The organism is Streptomyces sp. RP5T (assembly GCF_003933965.1).
Lineage (GTDB): Bacteria > Actinomycetota > Actinomycetes > Streptomycetales > Streptomycetaceae > Streptomyces.
This window is the reverse complement of record NZ_RSAJ01000206.1, coordinates 1-13,798: the sequence shown is the minus strand read 5'-3', so window position 1 is coordinate 13,798 and position 13,798 is coordinate 1. Positions and strand designations below refer to the sequence as shown.

General features: G+C 74.0%; 15 protein-coding genes. 12 read left to right on the top strand and 3 right to left on the bottom strand.

Translation table 11 applies throughout. The annotated features are described in order from the left end of the window. Nucleotides 1-119: 119 nt before the first annotated feature. Complete coding sequence (locus tag EHS43_RS21815; protein ID WP_125192453.1) at nucleotides 120-491, top strand: holo-ACP synthase; 372 nt, start codon at nucleotides 120-122, stop codon at nucleotides 489-491. 30 nt (nucleotides 492-521) lie between these two features. On the opposite strand, the gene EHS43_RS21810 is transcribed toward EHS43_RS21815, so the two are convergent. Next, a complete protein-coding gene (locus EHS43_RS21810; RefSeq protein WP_125192452.1) occupies nucleotides 522-806 on the bottom strand; it encodes a hypothetical protein in 285 nt (94 codons plus the stop codon). A gap of 403 nt (nucleotides 807-1,209) precedes the next feature. Between EHS43_RS21810 and EHS43_RS21805 the strand changes: the two genes are divergently transcribed. The 6 genes from EHS43_RS21805 to EHS43_RS46560 all read left to right on the top strand — a co-directional run bounded on the left by EHS43_RS21805 (nucleotide 1,210) and on the right by EHS43_RS46560 (nucleotide 6,822). Then, nucleotides 1,210-2,706, top strand: a complete 1,497-nt coding sequence (locus EHS43_RS21805) for an NAD(P)H-hydrate dehydratase (protein WP_125192451.1) — start codon at nucleotides 1,210-1,212, stop codon at nucleotides 2,704-2,706. 104 nt (nucleotides 2,707-2,810) lie between these two features. Further along, complete coding sequence (locus EHS43_RS21800) at nucleotides 2,811-3,440, top strand: M23 family metallopeptidase (protein WP_125192450.1); 630 nt, start codon at nucleotides 2,811-2,813, stop codon at nucleotides 3,438-3,440. A gap of 86 nt (nucleotides 3,441-3,526) precedes the next feature. Next, the gene (alr, locus tag EHS43_RS21795) at nucleotides 3,527-4,696 is read left to right on the top strand and encodes an alanine racemase (protein WP_125192449.1); all 1,170 of its coding nucleotides are present in this window, start codon (nucleotides 3,527-3,529) and stop codon (nucleotides 4,694-4,696) included. A 72-nt stretch (nucleotides 4,697-4,768) separates the two neighbouring features. After that, complete coding sequence (locus tag EHS43_RS21790) at nucleotides 4,769-6,022, top strand: alpha/beta fold hydrolase (protein ID WP_125192448.1); 1,254 nt, start codon at nucleotides 4,769-4,771, stop codon at nucleotides 6,020-6,022. Next, the gene (tsaE, locus tag EHS43_RS21785) at nucleotides 5,994-6,500 is read left to right on the top strand and encodes a tRNA (adenosine(37)-N6)-threonylcarbamoyltransferase complex ATPase subunit type 1 TsaE (protein WP_125192447.1); all 507 of its coding nucleotides are present in this window, start codon (nucleotides 5,994-5,996) and stop codon (nucleotides 6,498-6,500) included. The genes EHS43_RS21790 and tsaE overlap by 29 nt, the downstream gene beginning before the upstream one ends. 148 nt (nucleotides 6,501-6,648) lie before the next feature. After that, on the top strand, nucleotides 6,649-6,822 hold the full coding sequence (locus EHS43_RS46560) for a hypothetical protein (RefSeq protein WP_185806354.1): 174 nt from the start codon (nucleotides 6,649-6,651) through the stop codon (nucleotides 6,820-6,822). A gap of 6 nt (nucleotides 6,823-6,828) precedes the next feature. On the opposite strand, the gene EHS43_RS21780 is transcribed toward EHS43_RS46560, so the two are convergent. After that, nucleotides 6,829-7,377: a hypothetical protein gene (locus tag EHS43_RS21780; RefSeq protein WP_125192446.1), complete on the bottom strand. Its 549-nt coding sequence runs from the start codon at nucleotides 7,375-7,377 to the stop codon at nucleotides 6,829-6,831. Nucleotides 7,378-7,556: 179 nt separating this feature from the next. Here EHS43_RS21780 and tsaB point away from each other — a divergent pair, with 179 nt between their 5' ends. Genes tsaB through EHS43_RS21760 form a run of 4 tightly spaced genes read left to right on the top strand, consistent with a single transcriptional unit; the run spans nucleotide 7,557 to nucleotide 10,093 of the window. Then, complete coding sequence (gene tsaB, locus EHS43_RS21775) at nucleotides 7,557-8,210, top strand: tRNA (adenosine(37)-N6)-threonylcarbamoyltransferase complex dimerization subunit type 1 TsaB (RefSeq protein ID WP_125192445.1); 654 nt, start codon at nucleotides 7,557-7,559, stop codon at nucleotides 8,208-8,210. Next, complete coding sequence (gene rimI, locus EHS43_RS21770) at nucleotides 8,207-8,761, top strand: ribosomal protein S18-alanine N-acetyltransferase (protein ID WP_125192444.1); 555 nt, start codon at nucleotides 8,207-8,209, stop codon at nucleotides 8,759-8,761. The genes tsaB and rimI overlap by 4 nt, the downstream gene beginning before the upstream one ends. Continuing rightward, nucleotides 8,754-9,839: a tRNA (adenosine(37)-N6)-threonylcarbamoyltransferase complex transferase subunit TsaD gene (tsaD, locus tag EHS43_RS21765; protein ID WP_125192443.1), complete on the top strand. Its 1,086-nt coding sequence runs from the start codon at nucleotides 8,754-8,756 to the stop codon at nucleotides 9,837-9,839. The genes rimI and tsaD overlap by 8 nt, the downstream gene beginning before the upstream one ends. Continuing rightward, nucleotides 9,836-10,093 carry a hypothetical protein gene (locus tag EHS43_RS21760; protein WP_125192442.1) on the top strand — a complete coding sequence of 86 codons (258 nt, stop codon included), beginning with the start codon at nucleotides 9,836-9,838 and terminating at the stop codon, nucleotides 10,091-10,093. The genes tsaD and EHS43_RS21760 overlap by 4 nt, the downstream gene beginning before the upstream one ends. 210 nt (nucleotides 10,094-10,303) lie before the next feature. Here the strand turns inward: EHS43_RS21760 and EHS43_RS21755 are convergent, their stop codons facing one another. Continuing rightward, nucleotides 10,304-12,607: a glycoside hydrolase family 3 N-terminal domain-containing protein gene (locus EHS43_RS21755; protein WP_125192441.1), complete on the bottom strand. Its 2,304-nt coding sequence runs from the start codon at nucleotides 12,605-12,607 to the stop codon at nucleotides 10,304-10,306. Between the two features lie 132 nt (nucleotides 12,608-12,739). Here EHS43_RS21755 and EHS43_RS21750 point away from each other — a divergent pair. Continuing rightward, a partial coding sequence (locus EHS43_RS21750) for a LacI family DNA-binding transcriptional regulator (RefSeq protein ID WP_148104073.1) occupies nucleotides 12,740-13,798 on the top strand: 1,059 nt, incomplete at its 3' end.

Below are 13,798 nucleotides of genomic sequence, written 5' to 3'. Positions count from 1 at the left end.
ACGCCGGAGTGGACTTCGGGTGCCTGGCAGCCCGGTGATCCCGTGGAGACGACCGCTCCGGTGATGACGCCCGGTCAGGGCTAACCGCGAGGGTGTCGGGAGGATCGTAGAGTGCCCGGATGAGCATCATCGGGGTCGGTATCGACGTCGCCGAGATCGAGCGGTTCGCGGCGTCGCTGGAGCGTACGCCGGGGCTGGCCCGGCGGCTCTTCCTGGACAGTGAGCTGCTGCTGCCCAGCGGGGAGCGGCGGGGGATCGCCTCGCTCGCCGCCCGGTTCGCCGCGAAGGAGGCCCTGGCCAAGGCGCTCGGTGCGCCGGCGGGGCTGCACTGGACCGATGCCGAGGTGTACGTGGAGGACAGCGGGCAGCCGCGGCTGCGGGTCACCGGGACCATCGCCGCGCGGGCCGCCGATCTCGGGGTGCGGTCGTGGCACGTGTCGCTCAGCCATGACGCCGGGGTCGCCTCGGCCGTGGTGATCGCCGAGGGCTGACCGGCGTGCACGGCGCCGCCGTCCCGGCTCTTAAGCGGCCTGGTCCCATTCCGTGCGGACGTCGTTCCCGGTCCGCGGTCCACGGCCGCCGCCGGTCGACCTCTCGCGGGCGCGCAGCACGGCCCAGGCGACGGCGGAGGCGCAGGTGAGCCAGCAGGGCAGCTGCCAGAGCAGGTGCCACCAGCCGATGTGCGGCGCGAGGCCGACGTCGACGGCGGCCGCGGTCCAGGCGGCGGCCAGGTTCCAGCACAGCAGGCGTCCGGCCCAGCGGACGGCCAGGGCGAGGTGCCCGACGGGTCTGTCCGGATCGGTCATCGCGGGACGTCCTCCACGGGATGGGTGAGGGCCGCGGGTGCGGCTGCGCTCGCCGAAACGCCCTCAGTGTGCGGTTCGAGGAGCGTTTCGCACAGGGACGGGGCGGGGCGGACGTGACGTCTGAGACGGCCCCAGGTCCGGGCATATGCCCACAAGTGCGTGATCGGGCCAGGTGAGCGCTTACGTTCCGGGTGCGGAACGAGATCGAATCTGGCTGGAAGTGAGCACCTCGGAACGCATTCTTCCGCCCCACCTGGCCGAGAACGCGCTTACAGGCACCAGGAGTTCACCACTGTCGGCCGGAACTGATCGTTCCTGAGCGAAGGCGGTCGAGGAGGTTCCATGGTCGGCGCGCCGGGCCCGTCCTGTTCGTCTCCGCCCGCGACGGGGGAGACTCGGACCCATGCGTACTGCGTACAACGTGGAGACGGTCAGGGCCGCCGAGCGGGAGCTGATGGCGCGGCTTCCGGAGGGCGCGCTGATGCAGCGGGCGGCGGCCGGGCTGGCCGCGGCCTGCGCGGACCTGCTGGGGCGGGTGTACGGCCGCAGGGTCGTGCTGCTCGTCGGGAGTGGGGACAACGGCGGGGACGCCCTCCACGCGGGGGCCCGCCTGGCACGACGGGGTGCCGGGGTGGCCGCCGTGCTGCTCGCCCCCGAACGCGCCCACGCCGCGGGACTGGCCGCGCTGCTGCGGGCCGGCGGACGGGCCATGGGGGTCGACGGGCGGACCGTGGACGGCGATCGACGGGCCGCGGCGGCCGGCGGGCCTGCCACGCAGGCTCGTTCCGCCGAGCGCCTGATCGAGGAGGCCGACCTCGTCCTCGACGGGATCGTGGGCATCGGCGGCAAGGGCGGCCTGCGGCCCGACGCCGCCCGGCTGGCGAAGGTGGCCGAGCGCTCCCGGGCCGCCGTCGTCGCCGTCGATCTGCCGAGCGGCGTCGACGCCGACACCGGTGAGGTGCGGGGCGCGGTCGTACGGGCCGACCTGACCGTCACCTTCGGAACGCACAAGCCGGCGCTGCTGATCGATCCCGCGCGGGAACACGCCGGTTCGGTGCGGCTCGTCGACATCGGGCTGTCGCTTCCCCCGCAGGCCGAACTGGAGGCGCTCCAGCACACCGACGTACGGCGGCTGCTGCCCGAGCCGGCCGGGGAGAGCGACAAGTACCGGCGCGGAGTCGTCGGGATCGCCGCCGGGTCCGCGCGGTACCCGGGCGCGGCCGTGCTCGCCGTGTACGGGGCGCTGCGGGGCGGCGCCGGGGCCGTGCGGTACGTCGGGCCCGCCGCGGACGCGGTGATCGCCCGCTTCCCCGAGACGCTCGTCTCCGACCGGGGGCCGAAGCGGGCCGGACGGGTGCAGGCCTGGGTCGTCGGGCCGGGGGCCGGGGACGAGGCCTCGGCCGTGGTCGAGGTGCTGGACTCGGACGTGCCGGTGCTCATCGACGCCGACGGGCTGCGGCTCGCCGACCGGGACGCCGTACGCGCGCGTACCGCCCCGACGCTCATGACCCCGCACGCCGGAGAGGCCGCCGCGCTCCTCGGGGTGCCGCGGGAGGAGGTCGAGGGGGCCCGGCTGGCCTCGGCGCGGGAACTCGCCGCACGCTACGAGGCGACCGTGCTGCTCAAGGGCTCGACCACGCTGATCGCCGACGCGGGCGGCGGCGCCGTGCGCGTGAACCCGACCGGGACGCCGTGGCTGGCCACCGCCGGCAGCGGGGACGTCCTGTCCGGGCTCGCGGGCTCCTTGCTCGCCTCCGGACTGAGCGCCCTGGACGCCGGCAGCACGGCCGCCTACCTGCACGGCCTCGCCGGCCGGTTCGCGGCCGACGGCGCTCCGGTGGGGGCCCACGACGTGGCCGAGGCGGTGCCGTCGGCCTGGCGGGACGTGACGGAGGCCTGACCGCGCACGGGCAGACGGGTGCATGAGCGCGATCTAGTACCTGATGGGACCAATGCCGGTCGGCCGAATATGCGGAGCCGAAAGAGCGATGTTTCGCTGGCCGCATGGATGAGCCAACCATACGCGGCACCACCCGGCGTGAATTGCTGGGAGGAGCGGCAGTCGTTCTGGGGAGTCCCGTTCTCGGTTTCCGCGGGGACCACCCGGAACCATTAGAGGAAGAGTCCGGCGGCAACTGCGGCAGCGACTACGACGAGGAGCTCGAGGATCTGCTGGCGGCGACCGAGGACCTCGATGTCGAGGTCGACGACCGCGCCCTCGCGGCGGTCAAGTGGAGCCGCCCCATCCGAAAACGGGCCAGGGTGACCATGCGCTACGGGGTGCGGGGAAACTGGCTGGCCGGCTACCACACCGGAGTGGATCTCGCGGTCCCCAAGGGCACCCCGGTCTACTCGGTGGGCACCGGCGTCGTCGTCCTGGCCAGCTGGTCGGGGTCGTACGGGAAGGCCGTGACCATCAAGCTGAGCGATTCCAGGTACGTCCTCTACGCCCACCTGTCGCGCATCTCGGTCGCGCGCGGCGCCAAGGTCAAGGCCGGCACCCGGCTCGGCAGCAGCGGCGCCACCGGCCGCGCCACCGGACCGCACCTGCACTTCGAGGTGCGCGCCCGGCGCCCGTACGGCTCCGACATCGACCCGGTGAAGTACCTGGCCCGGCACGGTCTGATTCTTTGACCCCTGCCCCGCGGCACGCGCGCGTGGGTGCGTCCGGGGACGCGCTCATCGGCGGTGTCGGTCGCCTCTGAGACACTGGGGGCGCCATGAACGAGACAGCAACCGCCCCGACCGCACCGCTGCGCGCCCGCGCCGAGATCGACCTTGCCGCGCTGCGGGCCAACGTACGGACCCTGCGCGCCCGTGCGTCGGGCGCCGCCGTCATGGCCGTGGTCAAGGCCGACGCGTACGGCCATGGCGCGGTGCCCTGTGCCCGCGCCGCGGTCGAGGCGGGCGCGCGCTGGCTCGGGACCGCCACGCCGGAGGAGGCTCTGGCGCTGCGCGCGGCCGGGCTGCCGGGGCGGATCATGTGCTGGCTGTGGACGCCCGGCGGCCCCTGGCGCGAGGCGATCGAGGCCGACCTCGACGTCTCCGTCAGCGGGATGTGGGCGCTGCGGGAGCTCGTCGCGGCGGCCCGCCTGGCCGGCGTCCCCGCGCGCGTGCAGCTCAAGGCCGACACCGGCCTCGGGCGGGGCGGCTGCCAGCCGGGCGAGGACTGGGCCGAGCTGGTCACCGAGGCCCTGCGCGCGCAGTCCGAGGGCCTCCTCACCGTCACCGGGCTCTGGTCGCACTTCGCCTGCGCCGACGAGCCGGGGCACCCCTCCATCGCCGCCCAGCTCGCCCTCTTCCGGGAGATGCTGGCGTACGCCGAGGGCCGGGGCGTGCGCCCCGAGGTGCGGCACATCGCCAACTCGCCCGCCACGCTCACGCTCCCGGAGAGCCACTTCGACCTCGTCCGGACCGGCATCGCGACCTACGGCATCTCGCCCAGCCCCGAGCTGGGCGTCCCCGCCGACTTCGGACTGCGCCCGGTGATGACGCTGTCGGCATCGATCGCGCTGGTCAAGCGCGTCCCCGGCGGCCATGGCGTCAGCTACGGCCACCACTACGTCACCCCGGGCCCCACGACCCTCGGCCTGGTGCCCGTCGGCTACGCGGACGGCATCCCGCGGCACGCCTCCGGCGCCGGACCGGTGCTGGTCGACGGCAAGTGGCGCACGGTCGCGGGACGGATCGCCATGGACCAGTTCGTCGTGGACCTCGGCGGCGACGAGCCCCCCGCGGGTACCCGGGCCGTGCTCTTCGGGCCCGGTGACCGGGGCGAGCCCACCGCCGAGGACTGGGCGCAGGCCGCGGGCACCATCGCGTACGAAATCGTGACCCGCATCGGAACACGCGTTCCCCGCGTCCATGTGAATGAGCAACAAGCGGGGTAACCGCACAGTGCGCGGCACGACAGCGAGTTGCGTGACACCGGTATCACCCGACCCAGCGAACAGGAGCGGTACGTGAGCGAGAGCAGTGCGGAGGCCGTCGTGGACGCCGCCGCGTCGGTGGCCCTCGCCTCCGCGACGGGGGCGGGCGCCGGCTGGCGCCGGGCGACCGGGATCGCGGGGGCCGCGATAGGCGTGGTCGCCGCGGGCGCGGCGGCCGGCGTGGCACTGGAGCGGCTCACCGTCGGCCGCGGGATGCGGCAGCGGGCGCGCCTCGCCCTCGACTCGACCGGCCCGTACGGCTCCCTGCGCGGCACCCCCGGCAAGGCGTACGCCGACGACGGCACCGAGCTGTACTACGAGGTCGACGACGTCGACCCGGAGGCCGGGCCCGCGCTGTCCCCGCGGCGGCGCCGGCTGTTCGGGCGCAAGGCCCCCGCGCCGGTCACCGTCGTCTTCAGCCACGGCTACTGCCTCAGCCAGGACTCCTGGCACTTCCAGCGCGCGGCGCTGCGGGGCGTCGTACGGACCGTGCACTGGGACCAGCGCAGCCACGGCCGGTCCGGGCGGGGTGTGCGGCAGGTGCAGGACGGGGTGCCGGTCGACATCGAGCAGCTCGGACAGGACCTGAAGGCCGTCATCGACGCGGCCGCCCCGCAGGGGCCGATCGTGCTCGTCGGGCACTCCATGGGCGGGATGACCGTCATGGCGCTGGCCGACCAGTTCCCCGAACTGATCCGCGACCGGGTGGTCGCGGTGGCTCTGGTGGGCACGTCGTCCGGGCGGCTCGGCGAGGTCAACTTCGGGCTGCCCGTCGCGGGCGTCAACGCCGTGCGGCGGGTGCTGCCCGGTGTCCTCAAGGTGCTGGGGCAGCGGGCCGACCTGGTGGAGAAGGGGCGGCGGGCCACCGCCGACCTGTTCGCCGGGATCATCAAGCGGTACTCCTTCGCGTCCCGGGACGTCGACCCGGCCATCGTCCGGTTCGCCGAGCGGATGATCGAGGGCACCCCCATCGACGTCGTCGCCGAGTACTACCCGGCGTTCGACAACCACGACAAGACCGCCGCCCTCGCCCACTTCGCCGCCAAGCCGGTGCTCGTGCTGGCCGGGGTGGGCGACATGGTCACGCCCAGCGAGCACAGCGAGGCGATCGCCTCCCTGCTGCCGGAGGCCGAGCTGGTGCTGGTCCCCGACGCCGGGCACCTGGTCATGCTGGAGCACCCGGAAGTGGTCACCGACCGCCTCGCCGACCTGCTCACCCGCGCGGGCGCGGTGCCCGCAGGGGCTACCGTTGGCGGTTATGGAAGCAGCACCGCGCAACCCGGTTGAGACCGAGCTGACCGTCACCTCCCCCGAGCAGATGCGCGAGCTGGGCCTGAAGCTCGCCAAGCTGCTGCGCGCCGGGGACCTCGTGATGCTCAGCGGCGAGCTCGGCGCGGGCAAGACGACACTGACCCGCGGACTCGGTGAGGGACTCGGGGTGCGGGGGGCCGTCACCTCGCCGACCTTCGTGATCGCCCGGGTGCACCCGTCCCTGGGGGAGGGGCCGCCGCTGGTCCACGTGGACGCGTACCGGCTGGGCGGCGGGCTCGACGAGATGGAGGACCTCGATCTCGACGTCTCGCTGCCGGATTCGGTGATCGTCGTGGAGTGGGGCGAGGGCAAGGTCGAGGAGCTGACCGACGAAAGGCTCCACGTGCGGATCCACCGCGCGGTCGGCGACACCACCGACGAGGTGCGGCACGTGACCTTCACTCCGGTGGGGGAGCGGTGGGCGTCGGCCGATCTCGGTGTGCTCACCGCCTGAGCCCCGCGCGTTCTCGCACACGTTCCGACAATCCGTCGGCAAGATGTCGGCTAGATATTGCATCGGATGTCTTGTGCGTGGTCACATGGTACCCAGCTCGTAGTTAGGTCTACCTAACTACGCCGCCCCCGAACTTCAGGAGGCGTCCATGTCGGCCACCGAGAACCGGCCCCAGCCGCAGCCGTACACGCTCGTCGGCGGTGTGTCCATGCGCGATCTGCTCGCGTCCTGCGCGGCGGCGGAGGCCGTCTCCACACCGCCGCGGGTGCCCGATCCGGGGACGGCGCGGGCGGCCGCCGCGAGCCGTCCGAAGGCGGCCTGAGCGCGCTCAGTGGATCACCGCGACCCGCGCGCCGATCGTCGCGAAGGTCCACATCGCGTCGCCGTCCTCGCGTGACTCCCGGATGCCGCCCGTCGGCACGGCGGTCGTTGCGTCGGCGGCCGCCGCCTCCCGTACGGCCGCGCTGAAGCCGATCGCCACACCGTCGATGCTGGTGAAGCGGACCACGTGCTCGATCGGGACGCCGTCGGTGCCGGTCACGGAGTTGGAGCGGGAGGTGACCGCGTAGACGCCGGGGGCGGGGTCGATGGTGCCGGGGACGACCTCGAAGGTGCGGACGACCTTGTCGCCGGCCCCGACCAGCCAGACGCGGTTGTCGTCCAGCGAGTACACGACACGGGGTCCGGCGCCGGAGCCCGGCGGCAGCGCGGCGGGGTTGCGCTGGTCGCGCGGGGCCTTCGAGGCGACGGCCGCGGGGGTGCTGCTGCTGTGGGCCCTGCCGGGGACCGTCGCCGCGGCCTGGTAGGCGAGGAAGCCGACCGTCGCGAGAGCCGCCGTGGTCAGGGCCGTCACGAACGCCGCGTTGCTGGTTGCCACCGGTCACCTCTTGAGTGCTTGGTCCTGATTTGTGGCGACCGTAGCAGCTCGCCGGGCGCGTTCCGCGCCGTCGCGCCCGGTCGCGCCCGGGCGGCGGAACCGGGTGCCACCGGTACACCCCCGGGTGCCTCTGGCGGCCTGCGGCCACCCGGACGCTCCCGGAGCCGTAGGCTGTTTGCGTGCTCTTGCTCGCTCTGGATACCGCCACCCCCGCCGTGACCGTCGCCCTGCATGACGGGCGGGACGTCGTCGCCTCGTTCAGTCAGGTGGACGCGCGTCGGCACGGGGAGCTGTTGTTGCCGGCCGTCGACCGGGTGCTCGCGGACGCGGGGGTGAAGCTGGACGCGGTCACCGGGATCGTCGTGGGGATCGGACCCGGGCCCTACACCGGGCTGCGCGTCGGGCTCATGACCGCCGACACCTTCGGGCTCGCCCTCGGGATCCCCGTGCACGGACTGTGCACCCTGGACGGACTCGCCCACGCGGCCGGCATCGAGGGCCCCTTCGTCGTCGCCACCGACGCGCGGCGCAAGGAGGTCTACTGGGCCGCCTACTCCGGCCCCCGCACCCGCGAGAGCGACCCCGCGGTCGACCGGCCCGCGGACATCGCCGAACGGGTCGCGGGACTGCCCGCGGTCGGAGCCGGGGCGCTGCTCTACCCGGACACCTTCCCGGACGCCCGCGAGCCCGAGCACGTCTCGGCCGCCTCGCTCGCCGCCCTGGCCGCCGAGCGGCTCGCGGCCGGAGAGGAACTGCCCGCCCCGCGCCCGCTGTACCTGCGCCGGCCCGACGCCCAGGTCCCCAAGAACTACAAGGTGGTCACCCCCAAGTGACCACACCCGAGACTCCTGTGCTGCGCGAGATGCGGTGGTGGGACATCGACCCCGTCCTGGAGCTGGAGAAGGACCTCTTCCCGGAGGACGCCTGGTCCCGGGGCATGTTCTGGTCCGAGCTCGCGCACTCCCGGGGCCCCGACGCCACCCGGCGGTACGTGGTGGCCGAGCAGGGCGGGCGGATCGTGGGGTACGCCGGGCTCGCCTCCGCCGGCACCGCGTCCGACAGCGACTCCGCCGCGGGGGCCGACGTCCAGACGATCGCCGTCGCCCGCGACCACTGGGGTACCGGACTCGGGGCGACGCTGCTGACCGAGCTGCTGCGGGCCGCGACCGCCTTCGAGTGCGCCGAAGTGATGCTGGAGTGCCGGATCGACAACATCCGCGCCCAGAAGCTCTACGAGCGCTTCGGCTTCGAGGCCATCGGGTTCCGCCGCGGCTACTACCAGCCGGGCAACGTGGACGCCCTGGTCATGCGACTCACCACAGCACCCGACAGCGACTCCGCCGCGGGTTCACCTTCCGTACGAGGAACCGAGATCAATGGCTGACGAACCGCTTGTCCTGGGCATCGAGACCTCCTGTGACGAGACCGGGGTCGGCATCGTCCGGGGCACCACCCTGCTGGCCGACGCCATCGCGTCCAGCGTCGACGAGCACGCCCGGTTCGGCGGTGTGGTGCCGGAGGTCGCGAGCCGGGCGCACCTGGAGGCCATGGTCCCCACCATCGACCGCGCGCTGAAGGAGGCGGGGGTGAGCGCCCGCGACCTCGACGGCATCGCGGTCACCGCCGGTCCCGGACTCGCCGGTGCCCTCCTGGTCGGGGTCTCCGCGGCGAAGGCGTACGCCTACGCCCTCGGCAAGCCCCTCTACGGCGTCAACCACCTCGCCTCCCACATCTGCGTCGACCAGCTGGAGCACGGGGCGCTGCCCGAGCCGACGATGGCGCTGCTGGTGTCCGGCGGGCACTCGTCCCTGCTGCTGTCGTCCGACATCACCTCCGACGTCCGGCCGATGGGCGCGACCATCGACGACGCGGCCGGCGAGGCCTTCGACAAGATCGCCCGGGTGCTGAACCTCGGCTTCCCGGGCGGCCCGGTCATCGACCGGTACGCGCGCGAGGGCGACCCGTCGGCGATCGCGTTCCCGCGCGGGCTGACCGGGCCGCGCGACCCGGCGTACGACTTCTCCTTCTCCGGCCTGAAGACGGCCGTCGCCCGCTGGATCGAGGCCAAGCGGGCCGCGGGGGAGGAGGTGCCGGTGCGCGATGTGGCGGCCTCCTTCCAGGAGGCGGTGGTGGACGTGCTGACCCGCAAGGCCGTGCGCGCCTGCAAGGACGAGGGCGTCGACCACCTGATGATCGGCGGCGGGGTCGCCGCCAACTCCCGCCTCCGGGTCCTCGCCCAGGAGCGCTGCGAGGCCGCCGGGATCCGTCTCCGGGTCCCGCGCCCCAAGCTGTGCACCGACAACGGCGCGATGGTCGCCGCCCTCGGTGCCGAGATGGTGGCCCGCAACCGCCCGGCCTCCAGCTGGGACCTCTCCGCCGACTCCTCCCTGCCGGTGACCGACCCGCACGTGCCGGGCCACGACCACGTGCACGAGGTGAGCAAGGAGAACCTCTACTCGTGACCGTCGCGCTGATGTGGGAGGCCCGGGCGGTCGAGGGCCGCGGCGAGGACCTGCTCGCCTGGGCCCGCCGCCAGGAGCTTCCCGTACGGCCGTTGCGCCGCGAGACCCTCCGGGCACCGCAGGACCGCGTCCTCGTCATCACCTGGTGGGACGCGGCCTACGACACCGAACTCCCCGAACTCCCGGAGCCGGGTGCGGACTTGGCCGCACGCGCGGTGCACCGGTGGCGGTTCGAGTCGGTGACGGCGGACTGACCCGGCGGTGGGCCGGGCCGCGCTCGGTCCGGCATCCGGATGGGCCTCGCGGCTCCCGCCCTCCGGGCGCCGCGCACCGAACTCCCGCACGCGGAGGTGACGTTCACCGAGGGCGTCGATCCGGTGGCGGCGGTGGACCGACCCGGCGGTGGGCCGGGCCCGGTCCGGTGTCAGGTGAGGGTGGTGGGCCGAGCCGAACGCGGAGCCCGGTCAGTCCGACACCTCCGTCTCGCAGCGCAGCCGGCGGTTCGGGCCCACCTCCCTCACCGGGCCCGTCAGCCGCAGCCGTGCGGTGTGCCGGACCTCCGAGCTCGACGCGGAGAGGCGCAGCTCCAGGTCGCCCGGTTCGACGACACGGCGGCCCCCGCGGTCGGTGAAGGCCGACAGGTCGGCGTGGAAGCGGAAGGTCACCCGGCGGGACGCGCCCGGCTCCAACTCCAGTCGCCGGTAGCCGATCAGTCGGACGTCCGGGCGGGTCACCGAGGCCACCGGGTCGTGCAGGTACAGCTGCACCACCTCGGCGCCCGGCCGGGCACCCGTGTTGCGGACGGTCAGTGACACGTCGTACGTGCCGTCCGTGCCGATCTCCGCCGGTGCCCCGCCCGTGAAGTCCTCCCACACGAACTCCGTGTAGGAGCGGCCGTGTCCGAAGGGGTACAGCGGGGTCGGGTCCAGGTTGCTGACCTCGCCCGCGAGGCCGAGCGGCGGCTGGAGGTAGGTCCAGGGCTGGCCGCCGGGCACCCGCGGCACGCTCACCGGGAGGCGGCCCGAGGGGTTCACGCGGCCCGACAGCACTCCCGCCACCGCCGGGCCGCCCTCCTCGCCGGGGAAGAAGGCCTGGACGACCGCGCCGAGCCGGCCGTCCCAGCGGCCGAGCGCGTAGGGGCGGCCGGTCAGCAGGACCAGCACCACCGGGACGCCGGTCGCCACCAGTGAGTCCAGCAACTCGCCCTGGACACCGGGCAGTCGCAGGTCCGTCACGTCGCAGCCCTCGCCCGAGGTGCCCCGCCCGAACAGGCCCGCCCGGTCGCCGAGCACCGCCACGCAGACGTCCGCCTCGGCCGTCCGGGCCACCGCCTCCTCGAAGCCCGCGGTGTCCGGGTCGTCGACCCCGCAGCCCTCGGTGAACGTCACCTTGGCGTCGGGGAGTTCGGAGCGCAGCGCCTGAAGGACCGTGGGGATCTCGATGCCCATCGGGATGTCGGGGTGGTGGGTGAGGACATGGGAGGGGAAGGAGTAGCAGCCCAGCATGGCGAGGGCGTCGGCGGCGCGTGGGCCGACGACCGCGATCCGGGTGTCCGGGGCCAGCGGGAGCAGGCCGTCCGGGTTGTCGAGGAGGACCACCGACTCCTCGGCCAGGCGCCGGGCCAGGGCCCGGTTCGCCGTCGAGTCGAGGTCGATCCGCTCGGTGGGCTCCGGGTTCCAGCCCTCGTCCAGCAGGCCCAGCTCGCACTTCTGGAGCAGGACCCGGCGGGCCGCCCGGTCGATCAGCGCCTCGGGCACCTCGCCCGCGCGGACGGCCTCGATCAGGGGGGTGCCGTAGCACTTGAGGGTGGGCAGTTCGACGTCGAGGCCCGCCGCGAGGGCCGCGTGCGCCGCGCCCGCCTCGGTGCCGGCGATCCGGTGCTGGCTCTGCAGGAAACCGACGCCGAAGTAGTCCGCGACCACCGTGCCGGTGAACCCCCACTCCTCGCGCAGCAGTTCGGTCAGCAGGCCGGGATCGGCGGAGGCCGGGACGCCGTCGGTGTCGGTGTACGCGGCCATCACCGAGCGGGCCCCGCCCTCGCGCAGGGCGAACTCGAAGGGCGGCAGGGTGATGTCGGCGAACTCCCGCACCCCCGCCCGCACGGGCGCGAGATTGCGGGCCCCGGCCGAGGAGGCGTACCCGGCGAAGTGCTTGAGCGTGGCCACGATCCCGGCCGACTCCAGGCCGCGGACATAGGCGGCGCCGATCGTGCCCACCAGGTACGGGTCCTCGCCGATCGTCTCCTCGACCCGTCCCCAGCGCGGGTCGCGGACGACGTCCAGGACGGGGGCCAGACCCTGGTGGACGCCGACCGCGCGCAGGTCGCGGCCGATCGCGCCGGCCATCTCCTCGACGAGTCCTGCGTCCCAGCTCGCGCCCCAGGCGAGCGGGACCGGGTAGGCGGTGGCCCGCCAGGTGGTGAAGCCGGCCAGGCACTCCTCGTGGGCCAGCGCCGGGATGCCGAAACGGCCCGCCTCGGCGATACGGCGCTGGGCGCGGGCCAGTGCCTGCGCGCCCAGCGCCGGGTCCACGGGGGCGGTGCCGAACGGGCGGGTGAGCTGGCCCAGGCCCCGGGTGATCAGCTCGTCCCAGTCGTAGTCGGCGGTCATCTCGCGCTGGAGGGGGGCGACTCCGCCCCCGTCCGTGCTGGCGCCCACCCACACGCCGTAGAGCTGGGCGGTCTTCTCCTCCAGGGTCATCCGGGAGAGGAGGTCGTCGACGCGGTCGGAGGCGGTCAGGGCGGGGTCACGCCAGGGCGCGGTGGTCATGTAACTCCTGTCGGGCTCGACTGTCGGGTCGACGAACCTCGCGAATGTTTCGATATCCAATCCGAATGTTTTGGGAACCTAGGGCCGTCAGGAGGGTTCGTCAAGAGGTCGCGCAGGGATACGATCGCCGCCATGACACCCCCGGAGCCCGCTGAAACCCGGACGACTTCCCCGACGGCAGGACGGTCGCCGCAGACGGCCACGCTGGCCGAGATCGCTCGTGAGGCCGGCGTGTCGGCGCCGACAGTTTCGAAGGTCCTCAACGGCCGTGCCGACGTCGCACCCTCGACCCGCGCCCGCGTCGAGGATCTGCTGCGCGCGCACGGCTACCGGCGCCGGCGTGCCGAGGCGAGCCGTTCGCCCCTGATCGACCTGGTCTTCCACGAGCTGGAGAGCGCGTGGGCGATGGAGGTCATCCGGGGCGTGGAGAACGTGGCCCGCGACGCCGGGCTCAGTGTCGTGCTGAGCGAGAGCGCGGGGCGGCTCACGCCCGGCCGTACCTGGGCCGACCAGGTCGCCGCCCGCCGCCCGCACGGGGTGGTGCTTGTGCTGTCCGGCCTCGACGACTCCCAGCGTGCGCTGCTGGGCAGCAGGTCGATCCCGTTCGTGGTGATGGACCCGGCCGGTGATCCGGGCGCCGACGTGCCCTCCATCGGCGCGACCAACTGGCAGGGCGGGCTCGCCGCGACCCGGCACCTGGTCGAGCTGGGGCACCGCAGGATCGGCACGATCAGCGGGCCCTCCCGCATGATGTGCAGCCGCGCCCGTGTCGACGGGTACCGGGCCGCCCTGGAGACCGCGGGGCTGCCCGTCGACCCCGAGCTGATCATGGCCGGCGACTTCCACCACGAGACCGGCTACCGCCAGGGCCTGGAACTGCTGCGCCGCCCGGACCGGCCCACCGCGGTCTTCGCCGGCAACGACCTCCAGGCCCTCGGCCTGTACGAGGCGGCCCGCGAGCTGGGGCTGCGCATCCCGGAGGACCTCAGCGTGGTCGGCTTCGACGACCTTCCGGTGGCGCGCTGGGTGGGGCCGCCGCTGACGACCGTACGGCAGCCCCTGACGGAGATGGCCGAGGCCGCCGCCAAGCTGGTACTGGACCTGGGCCGAGAGGGCGGAAGCCAGGCAGCGACCCGCGTGGAACTGGCGACCACGTTGGTGGTACGAAGCAGCACGGCGCCGGTCGGGGGC

Bases quoted from the DNA above. Each gene is read 5' to 3' on its own strand.
- tsaD (WP_125192443.1), top strand. From the start codon at position 8,754: ATGGCTGACGAACCGCTTGTCCTGGGCATCGAGACCTCCTGTGACGAG.
- EHS43_RS46560 (WP_185806354.1), top strand. From the start codon at position 6,649: ATGTCGGCCACCGAGAACCGGCCCCAGCCGCAGCCGTACACGCTCGTC.
- EHS43_RS21810 (WP_125192452.1), bottom strand. From the start codon at position 806: ATGACCGATCCGGACAGACCCGTCGGGCACCTCGCCCTGGCCGTCCGC.
- EHS43_RS21800 (WP_125192450.1), top strand. From the start codon at position 2,811: ATGGATGAGCCAACCATACGCGGCACCACCCGGCGTGAATTGCTGGGA.
- EHS43_RS21805 (WP_125192451.1), top strand. From the start codon at position 1,210: ATGCGTACTGCGTACAACGTGGAGACGGTCAGGGCCGCCGAGCGGGAG.
- EHS43_RS21815 (WP_125192453.1), top strand. From the start codon at position 120: ATGAGCATCATCGGGGTCGGTATCGACGTCGCCGAGATCGAGCGGTTC.
- tsaE (WP_125192447.1), top strand. From the start codon at position 5,994: ATGGAAGCAGCACCGCGCAACCCGGTTGAGACCGAGCTGACCGTCACC.
- alr (WP_125192449.1), top strand. From the start codon at position 3,527: ATGAACGAGACAGCAACCGCCCCGACCGCACCGCTGCGCGCCCGCGCC.
- EHS43_RS21755 (WP_125192441.1), bottom strand. From the start codon at position 12,607: ATGACCACCGCGCCCTGGCGTGACCCCGCCCTGACCGCCTCCGACCGC.